Below are 22,254 nucleotides of genomic sequence, written 5' to 3' on the forward strand. Positions count from 1 at the left end.
TATTCGTGGGCGACGACGCTTTCGATGCGCTCGAAGTCGAGGTCGGTGGCGGTCTCCGGGTCGGCGAGCAGCAGGGAGCTGTTGAAGATGTTCAGCCCCTTGTTCTCCATGGCCCCGAAGTTGAAGTCGCGCACGGCGACGATCATGAAGAGGTCGAGGTCGTATTCGCGCCCGAACGCCTGCTCGTCCCACTTCATCGAGCGCTTCAGCGCGTCCATGGCATAGGCCGCCCGCGGGGCCATGCCGGGATCGACGTAGATCCGCAGGTCCACGGTCCGGCCGCTCATGGTGACGAGCTTGTCTTCCAGCACGTCGAGCTCGCCGGCAACCAGGGCGAACAGGTAGCAGGGCTTGGGGAAGGGATCGTTCCAGACGGCGAAGTGGCGGCCGCCGGGCAGCTCGCCTTGTTCGACCAGGTTTCCATTCGACAGCAGGTGGCGGAACTTGCGGTCGGCTTCGATGCGGACGGTGAAGCGCGACAGCACGTCCGGGCGGTCGGGCCAGAACGTGATCTTGCGGAAGCCTTCCGCCTCGCACTGGGTGCAGAACCGGCCGCCGGACATGTACAGGCCTTCCAGCGCCTTGTTGTTCTCGGGGTCGATCTCGACTTCGGTCTGCAGGGTGAAGGCGTCCGGCGCGTCGGGGATCGTCAGCCATTCGGCGTCGATGGCGCGCTCAGCCTCGCCAAGGACGCGGCCGTCGATCGCGACCGAGACCGGCTTCAGCCGCTCGCCGTTGAAGCGCAGCGGCTCGGCGTGCCCGCCATTGCGCCGCACCTTCAGCGTGGCCTTCACACGGGTCGTGTTCGGCTGGAGGTCGAAGGCCAGGAAGACCTCGTCGACGAGGAATGCCGGGGGGCGATAGTCGGAGAGGCGGATCGCCTGAGGGGTGTCGGTGCGCATGAGGGCCATCTAGGCGCTCCATCGGGGCGGCGCCAAGGCGAGGCGCGTATCGGAATCCGGTCAGCCGCCGGCGGCGCGGCGGGGCGAGCGCGGGCAGGGCCTTTCGGACCAGCGGCCGTCCTGCTCGCGGATGAGCAGATAGCACTTCACCCCCTGGGCCGCCGCCTCGGCCGCGAGGGTGCGCGCATGTTCGATGGCGTGGACGCGGTACGCATAGGCGGCCACGACGGCGGCGTTGCGCTCGACCACCCACTTGTTGTCCCGCCACGCGACGATGATCTGCATGTCGGTCGGCTTCTCGACAGTCATCACGCAGGCGAACCGCCCATGCGGGCGGCTTGTTCCGAAAGCTTTTGCCGGGGCGGGTCAGGAAGGCGACAGACAGATAGCTCGGGCGGGCCCAGAAGAAGCCGCGGTGCAGTCAGGGGCTTGGGCGTTGCCGTCTTATCGGATCTACCGTGTTGGCGGGGGCGGTCGTCTCGTCCTGGGTGAGACGTTCACCGCGGCGAGCGACGCCGAAGCGGTCGAACACGCGGCCGTGCTGTTCCGGAAGGGCGGCGAGGGCGAACTCTGGTGCGGCGGCCGGCTGCTCGGCCGGTTCTCGAAGCTGGGCGTGTTCACGCCCGGCGTCGGCTGACGCGAGGTCATACTTTTCAGCGCCTTCCCCGCGCGTATGCTCCCCATCCGAGAGGAAACGAAGCCGGCGATCGGCCGGCGCGATGGGGCCCAGATGAATTTCGACTTCTCCGACGACCAGAAGTTCCTGAAGTCCGAGGCCAGGAAGTTCCTGGACGCCAACTGCCCCACGTCGCGGGTGCGCAAGGTGCTGGACGACGACACCAAGGCCTATGATGAGGCGCTGTGGAAGCAGGTGGCCGAGCAGGGCTGGCTGGGGGCGGCGATCCCGGAGGAATTCGGCGGCCTCGGTCTGGGCCACGTGGAGCTCTGCGCGATCGCCGAGGAGCTGGGTCGCGTCGTGGCCCCAATCCCATTCGCCTCGACGGTCTACTTCCTCGCGGAGGCGGTGATGCTCGCGGGCTCCGACGCCCAGAAGCAGGCCCTGCTGCCCAAGATCGCGGCGGGTGAGGTGATCGGCTGCATGGCGACGTCCGAAGGACCGGGCGCCGTCACCACCCAGACGGTTCAGGCCAGCGTCTCGGGCGGCAAGCTCTCGGGGACGAAGATCCCCGTCACGGACGGCGACATCGCGACCCACGCGGTGGTGCTGGCCAAGGAGGGCGGCAAGCTCGGCCTATTCCTCGTCGATCTCACGGCCGGCGGCGTCACCCGCCAAAGCCTGAAGACGCTGGATCCGACCCGCGACGCCGCCAAGCTGACGTTCGACGCCGCGGCGGCCGAGCGGCTGGGCGCCGCGGGCGAGGGGCTGTCGCTGCTGGAGCAGATCCACGACCGCGCCGCGGTGCTGCTGGCGTTCGAGCAGTGTGGCGGCGCCGACCGCTGCCTCGAGATGGCCAAGGCCTATGCGCTGGAGCGCTACGCCTTCGGACGCGTCATCGCGAGCTACCAGGCGATCAAGCACAAGCTGGCCGACATGTACGTCAAGAACGAGCTGGCCCGCTCGAACGCCTACTACGGGGCCTGGGCGCTGAACACCAACGCGCCCGAGCTGCCGGTGGCGGCCAGCGCCGCCCGCATCGCCGCTTCGGAAGCCTTCTGGTTCGGCTCGAAGGAGAACATCCAGACGCACGGCGGCATCGGCTTCACCTGGGAGGTGGACGCCCACCTCTATTACCGGCGTTCGCGCCAGCTCTCCCTCGTCGCGGGCGCGCCCCGCGTCTGGAAGGAACGACTGGTCAGCCACCTCGAACGGCGCAACGCGGCCTAAGGGATTTTCAGCACATGGACTTCAACGACAGCCCCGAAGAAGCCGCCTACCGCGCCCAGGTGCAGGCCTGGCTGAAGGAGAACGCCCCCAAGAAGAACGAGGGCGGCGATCCCGAAGGCGGCGACACCATGGCCGCGTCGAAGGCTTGGCAGGCCAAGAAGGCCGCGGCCGGCTACGCCCAGATCACCTGGCCCAAGGAATGGGGCGGGCCGGGCGGCACGCCGATCCAGCAGGTCATCTTCAACCAGGAAGAGTCGAAATACCCGATCCCGCCCAACCCGTTTCAGATCGGGCTCGGCATGTGCGTCCCCACGGTGATGACCTTCGCCGACGAGGAGACCAAGAAACGCTTCGTGGGGCCAGCCCTGCGCGGCGAGGAGATCTGGTGCCAGCTGTTCTCCGAGCCCTCCGGCGGTTCGGACGTCGCCGCCGCGCGGACGCGCGCCGTGCAGGCGCCCGACGGCTCGGGCGACTGGATCATCGACGGCCAGAAGGTGTGGACGACGGGGGCCCAGTTCTCGGACTTCGGCATCGTCGTCACCCGGACCGATCCGGACGCGCCCAAGCACAAGGGCCTGACGATGTTCTGGGTCGACATGAAGGACCCCGGGATCGAGGTGCGGCCGATCCATCAGATGTCGGGCGGCTCGGGCTTCAACGAGGTGTTCTTCACCGGCGTGCGGGTGAAGGACAGCCAGCGCCTGGGCGCGGTCAACGACGGCTGGCGGGTCAGCCTGGTCACGCTGATGAACGAGCGGCTGGCGGTCGGCGGGCCGACGGGCGCGGGCTGGAGCCAGTTCCTGGAAGCCGCCCGCGGCATCGCTGGCCTCGACGGCGCGCCCGCCATCAAGGACCAGGCGCTGCGCGAGAAGCTCGCCGACTGGTACGTCCAGACCGAGGGCCTGAAGCACACCCGCAACCGCACGATCACGGCGCTGTCGCGCGGTCAGACGCCGGGGCCGGAAAGCTCGATCGGCAAGGTGGTCTCGGCCCTGCAGATGCAGGAGCTGGCCAACAGCGCGGTCGAGATGATGGACCAGTACGGCATCATCAACGACGGGGACCTGCTGCCGCTGAAGGGCGCGTTCCACTGGTCGTTGATGTACGCGCCGGGCCTGCGCATCGCCGGCGGCACCGACGAGATCCTGAAGAACATCATCGCCGAGCGCGTGCTGGGCCTGCCCGGCGACATCCGAGTGGACAAGGACGTCCCGTTCAAGGACGCCCCGACCGGACGGTGACCTAGGCGGTAAGGGCCAGCGGGGCGCGGGCGCGTCCCGCCACCAGCTCGCCGTAGAGGCGCGTCAGGTTCTCGAAGGTGGCGTCCCAGCCGTGCCGGGTCTCGGCGCGGCGACGGGCGGCCTTGGAGATCTCGCCGATGTCGCGGGCGAACAGCGCCTCGATGGCTTCGGCGAGGCCTGCGGGTTCGACGCTCTCCGCCGGCTGGCCTACAGTCTCGTCGATCAGTTCGCCGACGCCCCCGCGCTTGGAGCCCACCACCGGCAGGCCGGCGGCCATGGCCTCCAGCACCACCAGGCCGAAGATCTCATTCTCGTTGGCGTGCAGGCAGGCGTCGCAGCTGGCGATGACGCCCGCCAGCTTCACCGGGTCGCGCTCGTAGTCGAGGCAGATGACGCTGTCGGACGGCATGACGTCCTTGCCGGCGCCGACGAGCAGCAACTTGTACGGCGCGCCGAGCCGCTCGACCGCTGCCACCATGGAGTCGATGTTCTTCTCGCGGGCGGGGCGGCCGGCGAAGACCAGCAGGCGCGTCTCGGGCGACAGGCCCAGGCGTCGGAACAGCCGCGCCCGGTCACCGCGCGAAGGATGAAAGAGCTCGGTGTCGACGCCGAGTTGCTGGATCGACAGGCGCTGGACGCCGGCGGCGGCGAGCCGGCCGGCCATGTGCTGCGACGGCGCCACGACGTGATCGAAGCGCTGGTAGGCCTGGGCCCAGAAGTTGAACGTCGGCGCCTCGGCCCATTCGCCGAAGTGGAGGGCGGCCAAAGCGGCGGCGTCGGTGTGGCAGAAACCGACGACCGGCACGCCCAGCGCCTCGCCCGCCTCCAGCGCCGCGTGGCCAGGAATGAAGACGTCGCCGGCCTCGATGATGTCCGGCTGCAGCAGCCGCAGCACCGTCTCCCATTTCGCAAGGCTGGCGGGCATGCGGTAGCCGTTGCCGAACGGCAGGCGGGCGGCAGCGATGGTCACCAGGCCCGAACCATCGGCCTGGGTGCGGGCGCCCGGCACGACCAGGGTGTGCTCGATATCCGGCCGGCGCTTCTCGAGCCACGCGCGCTTGGCCATCAGGTAGCGCTTCACCCCGCCCGACTTGGGCGCATACATCATGGTGGTGTCGATCAGGCGAAAGCCTGCCGAACCCTCGGCGCGCGGCGCCAGGGGAGCGGCGGGTCGGACCTTCTCGGCCAATCTCAGGGCGGTCGCTTCGGACACTCGGCCAGCCCTTCCATCGTTGATGCTGTTGGAAGCCGCGAGGAACAGGGCGGCCGAACGTTCACTGCCGCCCTCACGGGTGAGAACGCGCCTAGTGGCGGTTCGGCTCGCTGATCTCTTCCAGAGCTTGGCCAGTGGTCTTGTCCTTCCCCTGCTGGGCGATGTCGCCCAGGGACACGATGCCGACCAGGCGCTGGTCGCGGTCGAGCACCACGAGGCGCCGGACCTGGAGTTCGGCCATCTTATCGGCCGCCTGGGCGATGTCATCGTCCTCGTAGCAATACTCGACGTCGGCCGTCATCACCTCGGAGACCGGCGTGTCGAAGCTGCGGGCTTCGCTGACCGCGCGGACGACGATGTCGCGGTCGGTGACCATGCCTTGGACCTTGTCGCCGTCGCAGACGGGGATCACGCCGGCGTCGATCTCGCGCATCTTCCGCGCGACGTCCTGGATGGTGTCCTGCGGCCGCGCCACCTCGACCTGGCGCGACATGATCTCGTTGATCCTCATGGAAGCTCCCTCCGATGCGGGCGAAGCCGGCGCGGCCGGCCCGCGGCGATAACCCGTCGCCCGAGGGGAGGTTGCAGCGGTCACGCCGCCGGCGGCACGCCCAGCGCCGCGAAGCGGGCGCTGAACGTCTGGGCTTCGGCGAGCAACCAGTCGCGCACTTCCGCCGCGGCCGCGGCGGCCCGCGCCCGATCGGGGGTCACCACCCACATCGGATGGCCGCGCAGCGCCGGGCCGATCGCGACAAGCGCGCCCGAGGCGAGTTCGTCGACGGCAAGCGCGAGGTTCATCAGCGCCACGCCTTGGCCGGCGATCGCGGCCTGCAGCGCATGGGTCTCGTCGGAGAAGGTGAGCGCCTCCCCGCCCGCAGGGTAGGAAAGACCGGCCCGCTCGAACCACGCCGGCCACACCGGGCTGGTGGCGTCAGGTCTGGTCCAGACGAAGTGGATCAGGCGAGCGCCGGCCACGTCGGTCGTTGCGCGGATGGCGAGCCTGGGGCTGCAGACCGGCGCATAGGCGGTCTCGAACAGCAGGTCGGCGCGACAGCCGGGCCAGGGGCCGCGCCCGTAGCGCACGGCCACGTCGGCCTCGCCGGCAGCCACGTCGGCCGGGGCGTTGGAGGCGAGAACGTTGAGCTGCAGGCCGCGCGCCGCGGCCTCGAGGCCCTCCACGCGCGGCAGTAGCCACTTGCCGACGAAGGCGAGGGTGGCGCTCAGGGTCACGGGCACGGGGCCTGTGGGCCGCCGCACCTGGTCCAGCGCCGCGGCCATGCCGTCGAAGCCGTCGCGCACGCCGGGATAGAGCGTCCGGCCGGCCTCGGTGAGGCGAACCTCTCGCACCCGCCGTTCGAACAGCGGCAGGCCCAGGGTGTCCTCCAGCAGGCGCACCTGGTGGCTAATGGCGGTTGGCGTGACCGCGAGCTCCTCGGCGGCGCGCTTAAAGCTGAGATGCCTGGCGGCGGCCTCGAAGGCCCGGAGGCTGGCGAGCGGGGGCAGCTTACGCATGAGACAAGCTCATCTATGGGCTGAGATATCCGAGTTTGTCCAGGCGTTCGGCGTCGGCGACGGATGAGCCTCCTTGAACCACCTCCAGGAGGAACAGATGGCTACGCTGTTGCACATCGATTCCAGCGCACGCCAGGGCGGCTCGGACGAACACGCCTATGGCTCGCACAGCCGACGGCTGACGGCGCGCTTCGTCCGCCGCTGGATGGCCGCCCGGCCGCGCGACGCGGTGATCCGGCGCGACGTGGGCGTTGACCCGCCGTCGCCGGTGACCGGCCGCTGGATCCATGCCGCCTTCACGCCGCCCGAGCGGCGCGAACCGTGGATGGTCGAGGCCCTGGCCGAGAGCGATGCGCTCGTGGACGAGTTGCTGGCCGCCGACCTGATCGTTGTGGGCGCGCCGATGTACAACTTCGGCCCCCCGGCCCAGCTGAAGGCCTACATCGACAACGTGGTCCGCGTGGGCCGCACCTTCGGCTTCGACCGGAGCCGCGAGGGCGAGCCGTACTGGCCTCTCCTGAGCGGCCAGGGGAAGCGGCTGGTGCTGCTGGGGTCACGCGGCGACTACGGCTACGACGAAGGCGGGCGGACCGCGCACCTGAACCACGTGGAGGCCAGCGTGCGGACGCCGTTCCGCTACATGGGCGTCGACGAGGCCTACAGCGTCGCCGTCGAGTACGACGAGTTCGGCGGCGAACGGCTGGCCGCCTCCATCGCGCGCGCTGAGGCCGAGACGGACCGGCTGGTCGACCTGCTGCTGGCGACGGAGGCCCGCGCCGCCGCCTGACGACTCAGCGCGGGTCGAAGGCCTCGGCCACGTCGGGGCGTTTCGCGACGCTGGCCAGGAAGTCGGGCTCGCGGCGGGCGCGCGACTGCTGCTCGTAGGCGAAGCCCAGCCCCAGCAGCCGGGCTTCCGACCACGCCGGACCCAGGAACGAGATCCCGACGGGCGCGCCGCCGACCTGGCCCATGGGCACGGTCAAGTGGGGATGGCCGGAGACCGCCGGCAGCGTCGAGGGCGAGCCGAAGAAGCGCCCGCCGGTGACCGGATCGACGATCGCCGCCGGCCCGCCGCTGGGGGCCACGATGGCGACCACCTTGCCATCCGCCAGCATCCGGTCGAGGGCGGCGGCGGCCAGCTTGCGGATTTCGGCGCGCTTGGCCTGCATGGCGGCGTCGGCGGCAGGCGGCGCCTTGGCCGCCTGCTCGAAGATCTCCTGGCCGAAGAGCGGCATCTCGCGCGGCTCGGACTTGTTGAACGCGATCAGGGCGTCGAGCGTGCGGGCCTTCACGGCCGGCGGCGTCGTGGCGAGATAGTCGTTCAGGGCGGCCTTGAACTCCCACCGCAGCAGTTCGCCCGACGTGCTTCCAACCTTTTCGAGCTCGGCCTCGGGGGGGCCCTTGAGTTCGATCAGTTCTGCCCCGGCCGCCTTCAGATCCTGCAGAGCCCTGTCAAAGGCGAGGTCGAGCTCGGGCAGGCGGCCCTTCATGGGGTTCCAGACGCCGATGCGCTGCCCCTTCAGGGCGTTGCGGTCCAGGGCTTTGAGGTAGTCCGCCTTCTTGCCGTCTGCCTGGGCGGTCGCTGGATCGGCTGGATCGGAGCCGGCGAGCACGCTCAGCACCGCCGCGGCGTCAGCGACGGTGCGGGTCATCGGGCCGGCCGTGTCCTGGGCGGGCGAGATCGGGACGATGTGGGTGCGCGAGACCAGGCCCACCGTCGGCTTCAAGCCCACCACGCCGGTCATGGCGGCTGGGCAGGTGATCGAGCCGTTGGTCTCGGTGCCGATAGCGACGGCGCCGATGCCGGCGGCGATGGCGGCCCCCGAGCCCGAAGAGGAGCCGCAGGCGGTGCGGTCGAGAGAGTAGGGGTTGCGGGTCAGGCCGCCGACCGCGCTCCAGCCGCTGATCGAGCGCGTCGACCGGAAGTTGGCCCATTCCGACAGGTTGGTCTTGCCGAGGATCACGGCCCCGGCGTCGGTCAGGCGCTTCACGATCGGCGCGTCGCGTCCGGTGACGTTGTCGGCCAGCGCCAGCGAGCCGGCGGTGGTGGGCAGGCCGATGTCGGCCTCGATGTTGTCCTTCAGGAGCACGGGGATGCCGTGCAGCGGCCCGCGAAGCTTGCCCGCCGCCCGTTCGGCGTCGAGCCGTCGGGCATCGGTGATCGCGCGCGGGCTCAGCGCGATGACGCTGTTCAGTTTGGGCCCGGCGCGGTCGATCTCCGCGATGCGGTCGAAATAGGCGCGGACCAGGGCCTCGGAGCTGACCCGGCCGTCCTTCATGGCCGCCTGCTGCTGGCCGGCCGACGCGTACGGGCTCAGCGGCTGAGCGGAGGCCGCCGAGGCGGCGAGCGCTGCGGCCGCGGCGAAAAGGACAAGCTTGGTCAAGGCGCACTCCCCCTGGAACTTCCGCGACTTATGCAGAATCAGCCTGGGCGGCGCTAGGGCGGTCAGCTCAGGCGAACAGCTGTACGGCCTGCCAGATCGCGAGGCCGACGACCACGAAGCCCACCAGCCAAGTCAGCATGCGCAGGGGCAGCACCTTGGTCATCCAGCCCGCGATCGGCGCGGCGACGACACCGCCGACGATCAGCCCCGCCAGCGACCAGAGCAGGGCGCGCAGGCCCTCCGTCTCCCAGTGCCCGCTGACCAGGCTCGCCAGGAAGGCGGCCGAGGTGGCGGCGGCGACGAAGACCTCCGCGGTGTTGGTGGTGCCGATGGCCTTGCGCGTGTCCGCGCCGGCGCCCATCAGAGAGCTCGTCACGACGGGGCCCCACCCGCCGCCGCCGATGGCGTCGAAGAAGCCGCCGATCAGGCCGAGCGGCAGGGGCGATTTCCAGGAGAAGACCTTGGGCCTGGCCTGGCGCCAGGCGCGGTAGAGGATGACCAGGCCCATCAGGCCCAGCCAGATGACCACGAACGGCTTGACAACCTCGCCGGGGATCGAGGTCAGGACATAGGCGCCCAGCACGCCGCCCACGACGCCGCCGCCGGCGAGTAGGCCCAGCAGCTTCCAGTCGACGTTCTTGTAGAAGATGTGGGAGAGGCCGGACGCCGCGCCGGTGAACACCTTGGCGGCGTGCACGCTGGCCGAGGCGTTGGCGGGGCTGACCCCGAACGACAGCAGCACGGACGTCGAGATGACGCCGTAGGCCATGCCGAGCGCGCCATCCACAAGCTGGGCGGCGAAGCCGACGGCGGCGAAGAGCCAGAAATCAGGATCCATCGCCGCCAGCTAAGGCCAAGGTGGCGCGGCGGCCAACCAGTTCTGCTGATCGCCGCGCCAGAAGAGTTGCGGGACCCTAGTCCTTGGCGCGTTCCTGATAGGAGCCGTCCTCGGTCAGCACGACGATCTTGGTGCCGGCGGTGATGTACGGCGGGATCATGGTGCGCAAGCCGTTCGACAGCACGGCGGGCTTGTACGACGACGAGGCGGTCTGGCCCTTCACGCTGGGCTCGGTCTCGACCACTTCGAACGTCGCCAGGCGCGGCAGCTCGATGGCGATCGGCACGCCCTCGTGGGTGGAGAGCTGCACGGTGCAGCCGTCGGTCAGGTAGTACTTCGCATCGCCGATCATCTCGGGCGAGGCGGTGACCTGCTCGTAGTTCTCGGGGTTCATGAAGTGGAAGCCGTCGCCGTCCTCGTACAGGAAGGTATAGTCGCGGCTGTCCACCGTGGCGCGCTCGACCGTTTCGGTCGTGCGGTAGCGCTCCGACACCTTCACGCCGTCCGAGATGCGGCGCATGTTCAGCTGGGTGACGGGCGTGCCCTTGCCGGGGTGGATGTTCTCGGCGCTGAGCACGACGTAGAGCTTGCCTTCGAGATCGACGACGTTGCCCTTGCGGAGGGAGCTGGCGGAAACCTTCAAGTTCGGTCCTCGAGGATGCTTTGCGAGTTCTTGGCCGGCTCGTATAGCGACCTTCGCCGAAATCGCCAGTCCTTCAGGGTCGCAGCCCCTTGCCCGACACCGCCTCGCAAGCCTGGTGGCGCCCTGAGCGCCACGCCGACCGCCGGCCGTTCCTGACCGCCCGCGGCGCGATCATGCGGGCGACACGAGCCTGGCTCGATCAGCAGGACTTCGTCGAGGTGGAGACGGCGGCGCTGCAGGTTTCGCCGGGCAACGAGGCCCACCTGCACGCCTTCGCCACAGAGGCGCTGACGACCGCCGGCGAGGGGCGCACGCTGTACCTCCACACCTCGCCCGAGTTTGCCTGCAAGAAGCTCCTGGCCGCCGGCGAGACGCGCCTGTTCAGCCTGGGCAAGGTTTGGCGCAACCGCGAACGCGGACCGCTGCACCATCCCGAGTTCACCATGCTGGAGTGGTACCGCGCGGGCGAGCCGTACGAGGCGATCATGGCCGACTGCGCGGCGCTGATGCGCCTGGCGGCCCACGGCGCGGGGGCGCGGGTGCTCACCTGGCGAGGGCTGGAGTGCGACCCGTTCGCCGAGCCCGAGCGGCTGACGGTGGCGGAGGCCTTCGACCGCTACGCCGGCGTGGACCTGTTCGGAGACCTCGCCGGGCAAGCGAGGGCGCTGGGCATCCGCGTGGCCGAGGACGACGTCTGGGCGGACGTGTTCAGCCGCATCATCGTCGAGAAGGTGGAGCCGCACCTGGGCATCGGACGGCCGACGATCCTCTGCGAGTATCCGGTCAGCGAGGCCGCGCTGGCGCGGCCGAAGCCGGGCGATCCGCGGGTGGCCGAGCGCTTCGAGCTCTATGCTTGCGGCGTGGAGCTGGCCAACTGCTTCGGCGAGCTGACCGACCCGGCCGAGCAGCGCGCGCGGTTCGAGGCCGAAATGGCCGAGAAGCAGCGGGTCTATGGCGAGCGCTATCCCATCGACGAGGACTTCCTGGCGGCGCTTGAGCTCATGCCCGAGGCGAGCGGCGGGGCGCTAGGCTTCGACCGGCTGGTGATGCTGGCCACGGGCGCGCGTCACATCGAACAGGTGCTGTGGGCGCCGGTACCCGGCTGACGGCGAATGGTGTATGGGGCGCGGCCTGATGACCCGCCCCTTGCGCACCCCTGACGACCTCGTGGCTGCCGACCTGGCGCCGCCAGAGGCTCTCGCCGAGCTCGCGCGCGTTGCTGAGCGCTATGCGGTGGCGATCACGCCCCCAATGGCCGAGCTGGCGCAGGCTTGCGAAGGCGTGGCCCGGCAGTTCGTCCCCACCCCGGCCGAGCTCCTGGCAACGCCGGACGAACGCGCTGACCCGATCGGCGACGACGCCCATTCGCCAGTCGAAGGCATCGTGCACCGCTACCCCGACCGGGTGCTGCTGAAGGCCAACCACGCCTGCGCCGTCTACTGCCGCTTCTGCTTCCGGCGCGAGATGGTGGGGCCCGACGGCGTCCGGCCGCTTTCGCCCGCGCAGCTGGACGCGGCGATGGCCTATGTCGCGGGCCGGCCCGAGGTTTGGGAGGTGATCGTCACGGGCGGCGACCCGCTGATCCTGTCGCCCAGGCGGCTGGCCGACATCGGGCGGCGGCTGGCGGCGATCGAGCACGTGAAGGTCGTGCGCTTCCACACCCGCGTGCCGGCGGTCGATCCGGACAAGGTGACCGACGAGCTGGTCCAGGCGCTGAAGGCCTCGGGCAAGGCGGCGTGGGTCGCCCTGCACGCCAACCATCCCGACGAGCTGACCCCCGCCGCGCGCGCGGCCTGCGCGCGGATCGTCGAGGCCGGAATTCCCATGGTCAGCCAGACCGTGCTGCTGAAGGGCGTCAACGACGAGCCGGCGGTGCTGGAAGCCCTGATGCGGGGCTTCGTCGAGGCGCGGATCAAGCCCTATTACCTGCACCACGGGGACCTGGCGCCCGGCACCGGCCACTTCCGCACCTCGATCGACGAGGGCCAGGCTGTGATGCGCGACTTGCGAGGCCGGCTCTCGGGCCTGGCCCAGCCCACGTATGTGCTGGATATCCCCGGCGGTCATGGAAAGGTCCCGGTCGGCCCGACCTACGTGCATGCGGACGAGGTCGAGGACCCTGCGGGCAAGCGCCACGTCTATCCCCCGGCGCAGGACTGATATCCGTCAATTCGGCGTTCAGGAGCGATGAGGCAGGAAGCCGGAATCGAAATGCCGTTTCGCGCGTTTGTTGCGTCGATGCGGCGTTCAAGGGGAAGTTTTTCAATGCGTTGGGCTTGGATGGCGGCGGTTCCGGCGGTGCTGGCGAACGCCGCAGCGGTCGCGCAGGAGCCGCCGGTGGTCGCTCCGGCGCCTCCGCCGGCTGTGCAGGCGGCGCCTGCGCCAGTCATCACGTTGTCGCCGGCTCAAGCCGGGACTGCGATCCGCGTGCTCGAGGCCGCGAACCTCCACGGCCTGAAGCCCGACGCCTACCTACCGGCTGACCGAGCCGACCAGGCCGCCCTGGTTCAGGGCCTTCTGCGCTATGCGCGCGACGTGAAGATCGGACGCCTGTCCCCGGGCGACTTCCCCGAACTGTGGGCGGTGCGACCGGCTCCCTACGATCCCGCGCCGGAGCTCGCCAAGGCAGTGGCCGAGGACCGGCTGCAGGCTTGGTTGGATAGCCTGCCGCCGCGCTACGCCGGCTATGTGGCGCTGAAGCGAGGACTTGCCCGCTACCGCGAGATCGCCGCCGCCGGCGGATGGAAAGCGCTGCCCGAGGGCGGGCCGATGGGTCTGGGTTCGAACGACGCGCGCGTGCCGGCCCTGCGCGCCAGGCTGGCCGCCGAGGACCCGCTGACCCAGGCGACCGGCTCGGCCACCTTCGACAAGGCGCTGCAGGACGCCGTCGTCCGCGCCCAGAAGCGCTACGGCCTGAAGCCCGACGGCGTCGTCGGCAACGGCACCCTGGCCTACCTGAACCAGCCGGTCGGTCAGCGGGTGCTGCAGATCATCGCCAATATGGAGCGCTGGCGCTGGCTGCCGGCGACCATGCCCTCCACGCGCGTGCAGGTGAACTCCGGCGCCGCGATCGTCACCCTGTTCCGGGACGACAAGCCGGTGCTGTCGATGAAGGCGGTGTCAGGCAAGCCGGGCGACGAGACGCCGATGCTGATGTCGTCGATCCACTCGGTGGTCATCAACCCGCCGTGGAACGTCCCCAGCCGCATCGCTCGCGAGGAGCTGTGGCCTAAGGAGCGGGCGAACCCCGGCTATCTCGCCCGCAACGGCTACCGGATCATTCCCGTCGAGGGCGGTGAGCCGCGACTGCAGCAGCGCTCGGGCGACGAGTCCGCGCTTGGCCGCTTCAAGTTCGACTTCGACAACCCGTTCGCGGTCTATCTGCACGACACGCCGGCGAAGGCCGGTTTCGACCTCTATGCGCGGCAGGCCAGCCACGGCTGCGTGCGCATCGAGAAGCCGCGCAAGCTGGCCGAGGCGCTGCTGGCGGCTGACGCCAAATGGACAGACGCCGCCGCCATGGACCAGGCCTTGGGCGATGGCTCCAAGACCCAGCGCGTGAAGCTGCCCGAAGAGGTGCCGGTGATGATCCTCTACTGGACCGCATTCGCCGGCGCGGATGGGCAGATGCACTTCCGCTCCGATCCCTATAATTGGGACCGCCTGCTGCTGACCAAGGTGGGCGTGGTGGGCCAAGTCCAGGCGAAGGCTTAGGGAACGATGCTGAAGAAGGTTCTGTGGATCGCGCTGGCCTGCGCGGTGCTGCTGGCGGCCCTGGCGATCAGCCGGAGCATCAATGTGACGTCGGATGAGCCGAAGACGGCCCCCGCGCCGGCTCCCGCCGCGGAGGATGTCGCAGCCCCGGTCGTGGAACAGGCGCCCCCGCCCCAGCCGACCGCGCCGCCGGTTCAAACGCCGGAAGACGTTCAGGTGCAGGAGGACGCCGCGGCCGTCGGCCTGACCACCATCGAGCCGGAGCCTGCGCCGGAAACCCCGCCGGCCGAAACCCCGCCGCAATAGGCCTCTAGGTCAGGCGCCCCGCCATTGGCGCACGCGGCCAGTGTCGACGTGGACGAAGTTCGACACCGGGTAGTAGCCGACGCCGCCGGCGCCGACCGCCAGCGCCGCCTTGTGCAGGTTCGAGAGCTCGACGCCCTGGATCCGCACGTCCACGGCCTTGCCCTGGGTGTGTTGGCTGGTGGAGGCCACGCCCTTGCTCTTCGCGTGCAGCATGGCGTTGGTCTTGGGGGAGCGGTAGCCCGAGATGATCTGGAAGGCGTCGCGGGTCTCGAGCTTGTCCGAGATGGCGTGCAGGGCGTCGAACAGGCCCGGGTCCATGAAGTGCTCGTCGCCGGTGCGCCAGTCGCGCAGCACGCGCTGCGCCTCGGCGAGCGCGTCCGGCAGGTAGCGACCGTTCTCGAAGTAGACGTCGTTGAAGGCGTCGCCCGTGTGCAGGTTCTTCAGCGCCGCGCGGCGAGGCGCATCGGCGGGCAGAGCCCTGGCCCAGGAGGGCAGCGCGAAGGCGGAGAGGCCAAAGGCGCCGGCCATCCCCAGTGCTTCACGGCGTCGGACGAGGGTCGGCATACTGAAAGCGCCTCCACCTTTCTGGACGCCCGCCTCTGTCGAGGCGGGTGGCGAACGGGTGTGGCCAAGATGCGGGCTTGAAGTTTAGCGTCAACCTAACAAGCGCCGCGGTGCGACGACCTGCCGCCACGGCTTGAGTATGGATGAGGGGCGGATGGCTGAGGCTGCGGAACGGGCGACCCTGCGTCGCGTGGTGGCGGCCAGCGCCATCGGGACCACCATCGAGTGGTACGACTTTTTCCTCTATGGGACCGCCGCGGCGCTGGTCTTCAACAAGCTGTTCTTCCCTGAGGCCGATCCGCTGGTCGGCACCATGCTGGCGTTCGCCACCTATGCCCTGGGTTTCGTCGCGCGCCCGCTGGGCGGGGTGATCTTCGGTCACTTCGGCGACCGGGTCGGCCGCAAGAAGCTCCTGATGCTCAGCCTGGTGATGATGGGCGGGGCCACGGTGCTGATCGGCTGCCTGCCCACCTATGGCCAGGTGGGGGTGCTGGCGCCGGTGATGCTGATCGCGCTTCGCCTGGTTCAAGGGTTCGCTGTGGGCGGCGAATGGGGCGGTGCGGTGCTGATCGTCGCCGAGCATGGCGACGCCCGGCGGCGCGGTTTCTGGGCGAGCTGGCCCCAGGCGGGCGTCGCGGCCGGCAACCTGCTGGCGGCGGGCGTGCTGGCCCTGATGGCGGCGCTGCAGAGCGAGGCGGACTTCCTGGCCTGGGGCTGGCGCGTGCCGTTCCTGCTTTCGGCCGCGCTGATCCTGGTGGGCTGGTGGGTCCGCGCCGCCGTCGAGGAAAGCCCGAGCTTCAGGGCGGTCGAACAGGCCGCCCAGGCCGTTCCCAAGGCGCCGGTGATGGAGGCGATCCGCCGGCGGCCGCTGCGCCTGGTGATCGGCGGCGGTCTGCGCGTGGCCGAGAACATCAGCTACTACGTGATCACCGTCTTCTCGATCACCTATGCGACCCAGCACGTGGGGCTCTCGCGGCAGGCGACACTGAACGCCCTGCTGATCGCCTCGGCGGCGCACCTGGTGGCCATTCCGGCGTTTGCGGCGCTATCAGACAGGATCGGGCGGCGGCCGGTCTATATGCTGGGGGCGTTCGGGATGGCGCTGTGGGCCTTCGCCTTCTTCCGGCTGCTGGACACCGGGGCCACGCCGGGGGTGCTGACGGCGCTGATCGGCGGCCTTGTGCTGCACGGGGCGATGTACGGTCCCCAAGCCGCGTTTCTGGCCGAGATGTTCCCGACCGCCTACCGCTATTCCGGGGTTTCGCTGGCCTATCAGGTGACCTCGATCTTCGCCGGTTCGCTAGCGCCGATCATCGCCGTGGCCCTGCTGAAGGAGACCGGCTCGGCGACGCCGGTGGCGATCTATGTCGCGGTGGCCTCGGTCCTGAGCGGGATCGCTGCCTTCGCAGCCCGGGAGACGCGCGGGAAAACGTTCGAGGAGATCGACCGGGAGGCCTGATCTTCAAGGAACCCGAGGCCAAGCTGGACTGTTTCCCTCGCAGGGAATGCCACGATCTTTGCGAGGGGTGATGGACGGCTCTCAGACCGTTTCGACGACGATGCGCGCCGCGGTGGTGTCGGGCCCGGGCGAGATGCGCCTGGAACGGGCGGCGCTGCCGGAGCCGGGGCCGGGCCAGGTGCGGGTGCGGCTGGAAGGCTGCGGCGTCTGCGCCTCGAACCTGACGCCGTGGGAAGGGCCGGAGTGGATGACCTTCCCGACCGAACCGGGCGCGCTGGGCCACGAAGGCTGGGGCGTCGTCGATGCGGTAGGCGAGGGCGTCACGGAGCTGGCTCTGGGCGACCGGGTCGCGGCGCTCTCCTACAAATCCTACGCCGAGTACGATGTGGCCGACGCCTCCGCCTGCGTGAAGCTGCCTCCGGAACTGGACGGCAAGCCGTTCCCGGGCGAGCCGCTGGGCTGCGCCATGAACATCTTCCGCCGCGCGGACGTCCAGGCCGGCCAGACCGTGGCCATCGTGGGCATCGGATTCCTGGGCGCGCTCCTGACCCGGCTGGCGACCGACGCGGGCGCCCGCGTCATCGCGATTTCGCGCCGGCCGTTCTCGCTGGACGTGGCCAGACAGTTCGGCGCGGCCGAGGTCGTGCCGATGGACGACCACTGGGCGATCATCGAAAAAGTCCGCGAGCTGACCGGCGGCCGCTTCTGCGAGCGGGTGATCGAGGCGGTCGGTAAGCAGTGGCCGCTGGACCTTTCGGCGGAGCTCTGCGCCGAGCGGGGTAAGCTGATCATCGCCGGTTACCATCAGGACGGCCCGCGGCAGGTGAACATGCAGCTGTGGAACTGGCGTGGCCTGGACGTGATCAACGCCCACGAGCGCGACCCGGCGGTCTACGCCCAGGGCCTGCGTGAGGCGGTCGAAGCGGTGGCCTCGGGTCGGCTCGACCCATCGCCGCTCTACACCCATACCTATCCGCTGGACCAGCTCGACCAGGCGCTGAACGCCACGCGCGACCGGCCCGACGGCTTCCTCAAGGCGCTGGTGACGCTGTGAGCGAAGTGCTGGAGAAGCTTGGTCTGAGGGCGCCGGTGACGGTTCGTCCCCGCATCGGTTTCCTGGGCGTCGGCTGGATCGGCCGGCACCGGATGCAGGCCATGGCCGACACCGGGCTGATCGACGTCGCCGCCATCGCCGACCCGTCGCCCGAGATGGCCGCCGAGGCAGGCAAGATCGCGCCGGACGCAGAGATCGTGGGCGACCTGGACGCCATGCTGGCCGCGGGCTTGGACGGCGTGGTGATCGCCACGCCCAGCGCGCTGCACGCCGCCCAGTCGATCCGGGCGCTGGACGCCGGCGTCGCCGTGTTCTGCCAGAAGCCGTTGGGGCGGACCGCCGCCGAGGCCGCCGCCGTGGTCGCCGCGGCGCGGCAGGCGGACCGGCTGCTGGCCGTGGACCTGTCCTACCGCTTCACCGAGGGCATGCGCCGCATCCGCGAGATCCTGGCGGGCGGCGAACTGGGGCAGGTGTTCGCGGCCGACCTCGTCTTCCACAACGCCTACGGGCCGGACAAGCCATGGTTCTACGACCCCGAGCTTTCGGGGGGCGGCTGCGTCATGGATCTGGGCGTGCATCTGGTGGACCTGGCGCTGTGGGCGCTGGACTTTCCCGATGTGGAGGACGTGCAGGCGAGCCTGTTCGCCGGCGGCGCGCCGCTTGGCGGGCGGACGGACACCGTCGAGGACTACGCCGAAGCCCGCATCACCCTGGCCGGCGGAACGGTGGTGCGTCTGGCCTGCTCGTGGCGGCTGCAGGCCGGCTGCGACGCCATCATCCAGGCTGGCTTCTACGGGACCGGCGGGGGGGTGGCGCTGAAGAACGTCGGCGGCTCGTTCTACGACTTCACGGCCGAGCGCTACCGCGGCACGGCGCGCGAGAACCTGGCCGAGCCTCCGGACGCTTGGGGGGGCCGCGCCGCGGCCGACTGGGCGCGCCGGCTCTCGGAAGGCGAGCGCTTCAATCCCGCCGCCGAGCGCCTGGTGGACGTGGCCCGCGTGCTGGACCGCATCTACGGGCGCTAGGCGGCCGCAGTCCCCGCGGCGGGAACGAGGAAGGGCGAGATGACGCCCATCGCCCGCTCGATCCAGGCGGCCTTCTCGCCGACCGGCGCAACGTAGTGGATGGCCTCGGCGGCGTCCGCGAGGCCCGCGCCGCGCGCGATCATCCAGGCCGCCAGATACTGAGAGGCGAGGCAGCCGCCCGCCGTGGCCACATTCCCATGGGCGACGAAGGGGGCGTCCAGCACCTCCACGCCGGCTTCGACGACCCACGGCTTGGTGGTCAGGTCGGTGCAGGCGGGCAGGTCGCCGATCACGCCGAGCTTTGCGAGAAGCAGCGTGCCGGAGCACTGCGCGCCGACGAGCTGCCGCTCCGGATCGAGCACGATCCTGGCGAGGAGGCCAGCGTCGGCGGCGACCTCGCGGGTCTTGATCCCGCTGCCGACGAGGACCGCGTCAGCCTCGCGGGCGAACTCGAGGGGACGTTGCCGCCGTATCGTCACGCCATTCATCGACATGACCTCTTCGGTCGGCGAGGTGATGTGGGCGGCCCAGCCCTTCGCGCGCATCCGGTTGAGAATCCCGGCCGCGATGAACGAGTCGAGCTCGTTGAAGCCGTCGAAGGTGAGGATCGCGATCTGCACGGCCGATGTTTCCCTGAGCCTGGCTGCACAGTGGTCCGGCGGGCTCGACGGGAAAAGGGCCGGCTGGCGACAAGCGGCCTTGATCGGGCTTACGGTGTCCCTGCCCCGATCCGGTCGACCTGGGCGTCGATCTCCTTGACGATGGTCTGCAGGCGCGCGGCGTCGAGCTCGGTCCAGCCCATGGTTGTATCGATTGATACGGATCGAGCGCTGGAGGCGCCCGTGAGCGAGATCACGTCCTACATGGGCTGGAAGGTCGACTTCACGAGCCCGCCGGGCGCGCCCGCCTACTTGGCTCCGGACTCGATCTCGTGGCGGGTGTTCAAGAACCCGATCGCGCTAGGCGTCGGCGGCGTAGCGGCCGTGCTGCTGGAGTTCGCCGACCCGCGCATCCGCTCCGGCGTCTGGGACCACTCGACGTACAAGGCCGACCCGATCGGGCGTTCGCGCCGGACCGGCATGGCCGCCATGGTCGGCGTCTATGGGCCTCAAAACGCCGCGCGCCGCGTGATCCAGGGCGTCACCAACATGCACGCCCAGGTGAAGGGGAAGACGCCGGGCGGACGCGCCTACCAGGCGCTGGATCCCGAGTTGCTGGACTGGGTGCACGCCACCGCCGGCTTCGGCTTCGTCACGGCCTACCACCGCTTCGTGGCGCCGCTTACGCCGGCGGAGTTCAATGCCTTCTATGCCGAAGGCGACGCCATTGCGCGGCTCTACGGGGTGCAGAATCCGCTGACCTCGTCGACCGACTTCATGGCCATGATGGACCGGCTGGCGCCCGGTTTCGAGGCGCATCCCATCGTCCGCGAGTTCCTGGACATCATCTGCTCGGGCAAGGCCGCGCCCGGCGTGCCGCGGCTGTTCCATCGGGCCCTGGCGCGGGCGTCCGTGGCGATCCTGCCGCCCAAGGTGCGCAAGGTTCTCGAGCTTGGCCCGGAGTTCGACCTGAAGGCTGTCGACCGTGTCGCCCTGAAGGTCGCCGGAAGACTGGCCGAACGCGTGGCCGATCCCAGGTCCCCGCCGTGCCAGGCCAGCGTGCGGCTGGGCCTGCCGCACGACTTCCTTTACCGCAGCCCGGCCGAGCAGCGCCGGCTCATGGCGGACTTCCGCGCCCGCCAGGCGCAGCCCGCGCAGGCGATGGCCGCGAAGTGATCGGTCTTAACGGGTCAGCGGCGGGATCTCGCCGCGGCCGGCCGCAAGGCCCAGCTTCAGGCTCTCGCCGATCATCTCGGCCTTGGCGATGAACAGGTCCGCGGCCTCGGGACGGCAGACGCTGCGGGCGGTGTCGCGCCAGATCTCGAGCCAGCGCGGGAAGTGTTCGGTCTCGATCCCAGGCGTGCGCGCGTGCGCCGCCATCGGCGACCCCTTGAAGCGTCCCGTGACCAGCAGGACCGAGGACCAGAAGTCGCAGAGCTTGGCGAGGTGCTCGTCCCAGTCGTCCACCGCGCCGTTGAAGATCGGTCCGAGGACCGGATCCTCGCGCACGCGGCCGTAGAAGGTGTGCACCTGCGTGCGGATGACGCCTTCGGTGATCCCGACGGCGACGCCGGGGCCGATGCGCGGTCCGCGCGGGTGGTCGACGATGCTCATGTCCCGGAGATAGCGCCGGACGCGCCGGCGCCAACTCCGGTCTGATGCTTAGGCTAGTGCTTCAGGACGTCGCGGGCGGCTTCCTTGAGGTTGCCCACGCCCTTCTGGACCTTGCCTTCCACGCGGTCGGCCGTGCCTTCGGCTTCCAGGTCGGGATCGTTGGTCGCCCGCCCGGCGGTTTCCTTCACGGCGCCCTTCATGTCCTTGCCGGCGCCCTTCATCTCATCGCGGTGCATGCTCGTTCTCCTCGGTTCAACTCGCCGAGGACAATTGGGGGGAGCGGCGGAATGTTCCGTTAGGCGGCGAGACGCTCGGTGCGGTCGAGCAGGGCTTCGAAGGCGGCCTGGGCCGATCGGCGCGCGTCCGCGTCGCCCATGATCCGGCGGGCGTCGAGGTGGCCCAGAGCAAAGCTCTTCATCTGGAAATAGGCGGCCTGGGCCTCGCGCTCGTCGAGGGGCGGCTCTCGCAGCTGCTGGAATTGGCGGATCAGCGTCCGCTTCCATTGCTGGAGGCGCTTCTGCAGCAGGTCGCGCACTGGTCCCGGCTGGTCGTCGAGCTCGACGCTGAAGGCCATCAGCGGGCAACCGCCCTGGGCCCACTTCTTGTCTTCCCAGTCCAGCCACAGCTCGAAGATGCGCGACAGCCGCTCGCGGGCGGTGGGCAGGTGCTCGGCCGGACGCCAGACGAACTCGGTGAAGAGCAGGGTGACGTAGTCGACGATCTCGAGCTCCATCGCCTCCTTCGATTCGAAGTGCTTGAAGAGCCCGCTCTTCGACAGGCCGACCGATTCCGCGACATCGGCAAGACTGACCGCGGCCAGCCCCCTTAGCGACGCCTGGCGGGCGGCTTCCTCGACGATCCGGATGCGGGTGGCCTCACCCTTGCGCAAAAGCCAAGCCTCCCTGCTTGACAGAAAGTGACCGATCGTGCTCTTTAAGCATTAGCGACCGGTCGTGCTCTTTTCTATCGGAAGGATCACGAGAATGCAAAGTCTGAAGCTTATGGGCGCGATCGCCGCAGCGGCGTTCGTGTCGGGGGCGGCTTACGCCCAAACTCCCGCGGCGGGCGCGTTCAACGGCCAGGCCACCCTGGCTGCGCCGGCGCAGGCGCCCCAGGAGGCCACCATCGCCGGCGTCGCCTGGCGTTGCGAGGGCGACCAGTGCATCGGTCAGGCGGCGAGCCATGCGAGCGTCGACGGGCTGGTGAAGGAGTGCAAGCGCGTCGCCGCCGTCGTCGGCCCGATCGCCAGCTACAAGAGCCGCGGCCGTGAACTGACCGCCGGTCAGGTCCGAGCCTGCAACCGCGGCGCCATCACCCTGCAGACAGCTCGGAACTAGTCC

General features: G+C 69.9%; 26 protein-coding genes. 13 read left to right on the forward strand and 13 right to left on the reverse strand.

The window, feature by feature from the left end; all coding sequences use genetic code 11:
* Both RIF93_RS05800 and RIF93_RS05805 read right to left on the reverse strand, forming a co-directional pair.
* Positions 1–902 (reverse strand): M1 family aminopeptidase (locus RIF93_RS05800; RefSeq protein WP_309089404.1); only part of this gene is annotated, 902 nt, incomplete at its 3' end.
* Between the two features lie 60 nt (positions 903–962).
* On the reverse strand, positions 963–1,211 hold the full coding sequence (locus RIF93_RS05805; RefSeq protein ID WP_309089344.1) for a hypothetical protein: 249 nt from the start codon (positions 1,209–1,211) through the stop codon (positions 963–965).
* A gap of 127 nt (positions 1,212–1,338) precedes the next feature.
* Between RIF93_RS05805 and RIF93_RS05810 the strand changes: the two genes are divergently transcribed.
* The 3 genes from RIF93_RS05810 to RIF93_RS05820 all read left to right on the forward strand — a co-directional run bounded on the left by RIF93_RS05810 (position 1,339) and on the right by RIF93_RS05820 (position 3,989).
* Positions 1,339–1,539, forward strand: coding sequence for a hypothetical protein (locus RIF93_RS05810; protein ID WP_309089346.1), 201 nt, complete (start codon positions 1,339–1,341; stop codon positions 1,537–1,539).
* 93 nt (positions 1,540–1,632) lie between these two features.
* Entirely contained in the window at positions 1,633–2,748 is a 1,116-nt protein-coding gene (locus RIF93_RS05815) for an acyl-CoA dehydrogenase family protein (protein ID WP_309089406.1), read from the forward strand.
* A gap of 14 nt (positions 2,749–2,762) precedes the next feature.
* Positions 2,763–3,989 carry an acyl-CoA dehydrogenase family protein gene (locus RIF93_RS05820; RefSeq protein WP_309089348.1) on the forward strand — a complete coding sequence of 409 codons (1,227 nt, stop codon included), beginning with the start codon at positions 2,763–2,765 and terminating at the stop codon, positions 3,987–3,989.
* A gap of 1 nt (position 3,990) precedes the next feature.
* Here the strand turns inward: RIF93_RS05820 and RIF93_RS05825 are convergent, their stop codons facing one another.
* The 3 genes from RIF93_RS05825 to RIF93_RS05835 all read right to left on the reverse strand — a co-directional run bounded on the left by RIF93_RS05825 (position 3,991) and on the right by RIF93_RS05835 (position 6,714).
* Positions 3,991–5,202 carry a glycosyltransferase gene (locus RIF93_RS05825; protein ID WP_309089350.1) on the reverse strand — a complete coding sequence of 404 codons (1,212 nt, stop codon included), beginning with the start codon at positions 5,200–5,202 and terminating at the stop codon, positions 3,991–3,993.
* A 91-nt stretch (positions 5,203–5,293) separates the two neighbouring features.
* Positions 5,294–5,713, reverse strand: a complete 420-nt coding sequence (locus RIF93_RS05830) for a CBS domain-containing protein (RefSeq protein WP_309089352.1) — start codon at positions 5,711–5,713, stop codon at positions 5,294–5,296.
* 80 nt (positions 5,714–5,793) lie between these two features.
* Positions 5,794–6,714 (reverse strand): LysR substrate-binding domain-containing protein, encoded by a 921-nt coding sequence (locus RIF93_RS05835; RefSeq protein WP_309089354.1) that lies wholly within the window; start codon positions 6,712–6,714, stop codon positions 5,794–5,796.
* A 97-nt stretch (positions 6,715–6,811) separates the two neighbouring features.
* On the opposite strand from RIF93_RS05835, the gene RIF93_RS05840 reads away from it, so the two are divergent.
* Positions 6,812–7,501 carry an NAD(P)H-dependent oxidoreductase gene (locus tag RIF93_RS05840; RefSeq protein ID WP_309089356.1) on the forward strand — a complete coding sequence of 230 codons (690 nt, stop codon included), beginning with the start codon at positions 6,812–6,814 and terminating at the stop codon, positions 7,499–7,501.
* Positions 7,502–7,505: 4 nt separating this feature from the next.
* Here the strand turns inward: RIF93_RS05840 and RIF93_RS05845 are convergent, their stop codons facing one another.
* The 3 genes from RIF93_RS05845 to efp all read right to left on the reverse strand — a co-directional run bounded on the left by RIF93_RS05845 (position 7,506) and on the right by efp (position 10,579).
* Positions 7,506–9,098 (reverse strand): amidase, encoded by a 1,593-nt coding sequence (locus RIF93_RS05845; protein ID WP_309089358.1) that lies wholly within the window; start codon positions 9,096–9,098, stop codon positions 7,506–7,508.
* A 67-nt stretch (positions 9,099–9,165) separates the two neighbouring features.
* Positions 9,166–9,936, reverse strand: coding sequence for a sulfite exporter TauE/SafE family protein (locus tag RIF93_RS05850; RefSeq protein ID WP_309089360.1), 771 nt, complete (start codon positions 9,934–9,936; stop codon positions 9,166–9,168).
* 76 nt (positions 9,937–10,012) lie between these two features.
* Positions 10,013–10,579 carry an elongation factor P gene (gene efp / locus RIF93_RS05855; RefSeq protein WP_309089362.1) on the reverse strand — a complete coding sequence of 189 codons (567 nt, stop codon included), beginning with the start codon at positions 10,577–10,579 and terminating at the stop codon, positions 10,013–10,015.
* 89 nt (positions 10,580–10,668) lie between these two features.
* On the opposite strand from efp, the gene epmA reads away from it, so the two are divergent.
* From epmA to RIF93_RS05875, 4 genes are all read left to right on the forward strand, one after another.
* A complete protein-coding gene (epmA, locus tag RIF93_RS05860) occupies positions 10,669–11,685 on the forward strand; it encodes an EF-P lysine aminoacylase EpmA (RefSeq protein ID WP_309089364.1) in 1,017 nt (338 codons plus the stop codon).
* A 28-nt stretch (positions 11,686–11,713) separates the two neighbouring features.
* Complete coding sequence (locus RIF93_RS05865) at positions 11,714–12,739, forward strand: lysine-2,3-aminomutase-like protein (RefSeq protein ID WP_309089365.1); 1,026 nt, start codon at positions 11,714–11,716, stop codon at positions 12,737–12,739.
* Positions 12,740–12,859: 120 nt separating this feature from the next.
* On the forward strand, positions 12,860–14,293 hold the full coding sequence (locus RIF93_RS05870; protein ID WP_309089367.1) for a L,D-transpeptidase family protein: 1,434 nt from the start codon (positions 12,860–12,862) through the stop codon (positions 14,291–14,293).
* Between the two features lie 6 nt (positions 14,294–14,299).
* A complete protein-coding gene (locus RIF93_RS05875) occupies positions 14,300–14,599 on the forward strand; it encodes a hypothetical protein (protein WP_309089369.1) in 300 nt (99 codons plus the stop codon).
* A 9-nt stretch (positions 14,600–14,608) separates the two neighbouring features.
* On the opposite strand, the gene RIF93_RS05880 is transcribed toward RIF93_RS05875, so the two are convergent.
* A complete protein-coding gene (locus tag RIF93_RS05880; RefSeq protein WP_309089371.1) occupies positions 14,609–15,163 on the reverse strand; it encodes a DUF882 domain-containing protein in 555 nt (184 codons plus the stop codon).
* A gap of 154 nt (positions 15,164–15,317) precedes the next feature.
* Between RIF93_RS05880 and RIF93_RS05885 the strand changes: the two genes are divergently transcribed.
* The 3 genes from RIF93_RS05885 (at position 15,318) to RIF93_RS05895 (ending at position 18,701) form a co-directional block, all read left to right on the forward strand.
* Positions 15,318–16,622, forward strand: coding sequence for an MFS transporter (locus RIF93_RS05885; RefSeq protein WP_309089373.1), 1,305 nt, complete (start codon positions 15,318–15,320; stop codon positions 16,620–16,622).
* Positions 16,623–16,692: 70 nt separating this feature from the next.
* Positions 16,693–17,676 carry a zinc-binding dehydrogenase gene (locus RIF93_RS05890; protein WP_309089375.1) on the forward strand — a complete coding sequence of 328 codons (984 nt, stop codon included), beginning with the start codon at positions 16,693–16,695 and terminating at the stop codon, positions 17,674–17,676.
* Positions 17,673–18,701, forward strand: a complete 1,029-nt coding sequence (locus RIF93_RS05895) for a Gfo/Idh/MocA family oxidoreductase (RefSeq protein ID WP_309089377.1) — start codon at positions 17,673–17,675, stop codon at positions 18,699–18,701. Before RIF93_RS05890 ends, RIF93_RS05895 begins: the two co-directional genes overlap by 4 nt.
* Here the strand turns inward: RIF93_RS05895 and RIF93_RS05900 are convergent.
* A complete protein-coding gene (locus RIF93_RS05900) occupies positions 18,698–19,321 on the reverse strand; it encodes a DJ-1/PfpI family protein (protein WP_309089379.1) in 624 nt (207 codons plus the stop codon). The two genes, RIF93_RS05895 and RIF93_RS05900, sit on opposite strands and share 4 nt — an antisense overlap.
* 222 nt (positions 19,322–19,543) lie before the next feature.
* Between RIF93_RS05900 and RIF93_RS05905 the strand changes: the two genes are divergently transcribed.
* Positions 19,544–20,476 (forward strand): oxygenase MpaB family protein, encoded by a 933-nt coding sequence (locus RIF93_RS05905; RefSeq protein ID WP_309089381.1) that lies wholly within the window; start codon positions 19,544–19,546, stop codon positions 20,474–20,476.
* A gap of 6 nt (positions 20,477–20,482) precedes the next feature.
* On the opposite strand, the gene RIF93_RS05910 is transcribed toward RIF93_RS05905, so the two are convergent.
* Genes RIF93_RS05910 through RIF93_RS05920 form a run of 3 tightly spaced genes read right to left on the reverse strand, consistent with a single transcriptional unit; the run spans position 20,483 to position 21,803 of the window.
* Positions 20,483–20,914, reverse strand: a complete 432-nt coding sequence (locus RIF93_RS05910; RefSeq protein ID WP_309089383.1) for a group III truncated hemoglobin — start codon at positions 20,912–20,914, stop codon at positions 20,483–20,485.
* A 53-nt stretch (positions 20,915–20,967) separates the two neighbouring features.
* The gene (locus tag RIF93_RS05915; RefSeq protein WP_309089385.1) at positions 20,968–21,150 is read right to left on the reverse strand and encodes a CsbD family protein; all 183 of its coding nucleotides are present in this window, start codon (positions 21,148–21,150) and stop codon (positions 20,968–20,970) included.
* Positions 21,151–21,209: 59 nt separating this feature from the next.
* Entirely contained in the window at positions 21,210–21,803 is a 594-nt protein-coding gene (locus tag RIF93_RS05920) for a helix-turn-helix domain-containing protein (protein ID WP_309089387.1), read from the reverse strand.
* A gap of 94 nt (positions 21,804–21,897) precedes the next feature.
* Between RIF93_RS05920 and RIF93_RS05925 the strand changes: the two genes are divergently transcribed.
* A complete protein-coding gene (locus RIF93_RS05925; RefSeq protein WP_309089389.1) occupies positions 21,898–22,251 on the forward strand; it encodes a hypothetical protein in 354 nt (117 codons plus the stop codon).
* Positions 22,252–22,254: the final 3 nt, after the last annotated feature.

Source organism: Phenylobacterium sp. (assembly GCF_031181185.1).
In the GTDB taxonomy this organism is placed as follows: Bacteria; Pseudomonadota; Alphaproteobacteria; order Caulobacterales; family Caulobacteraceae; genus Phenylobacterium.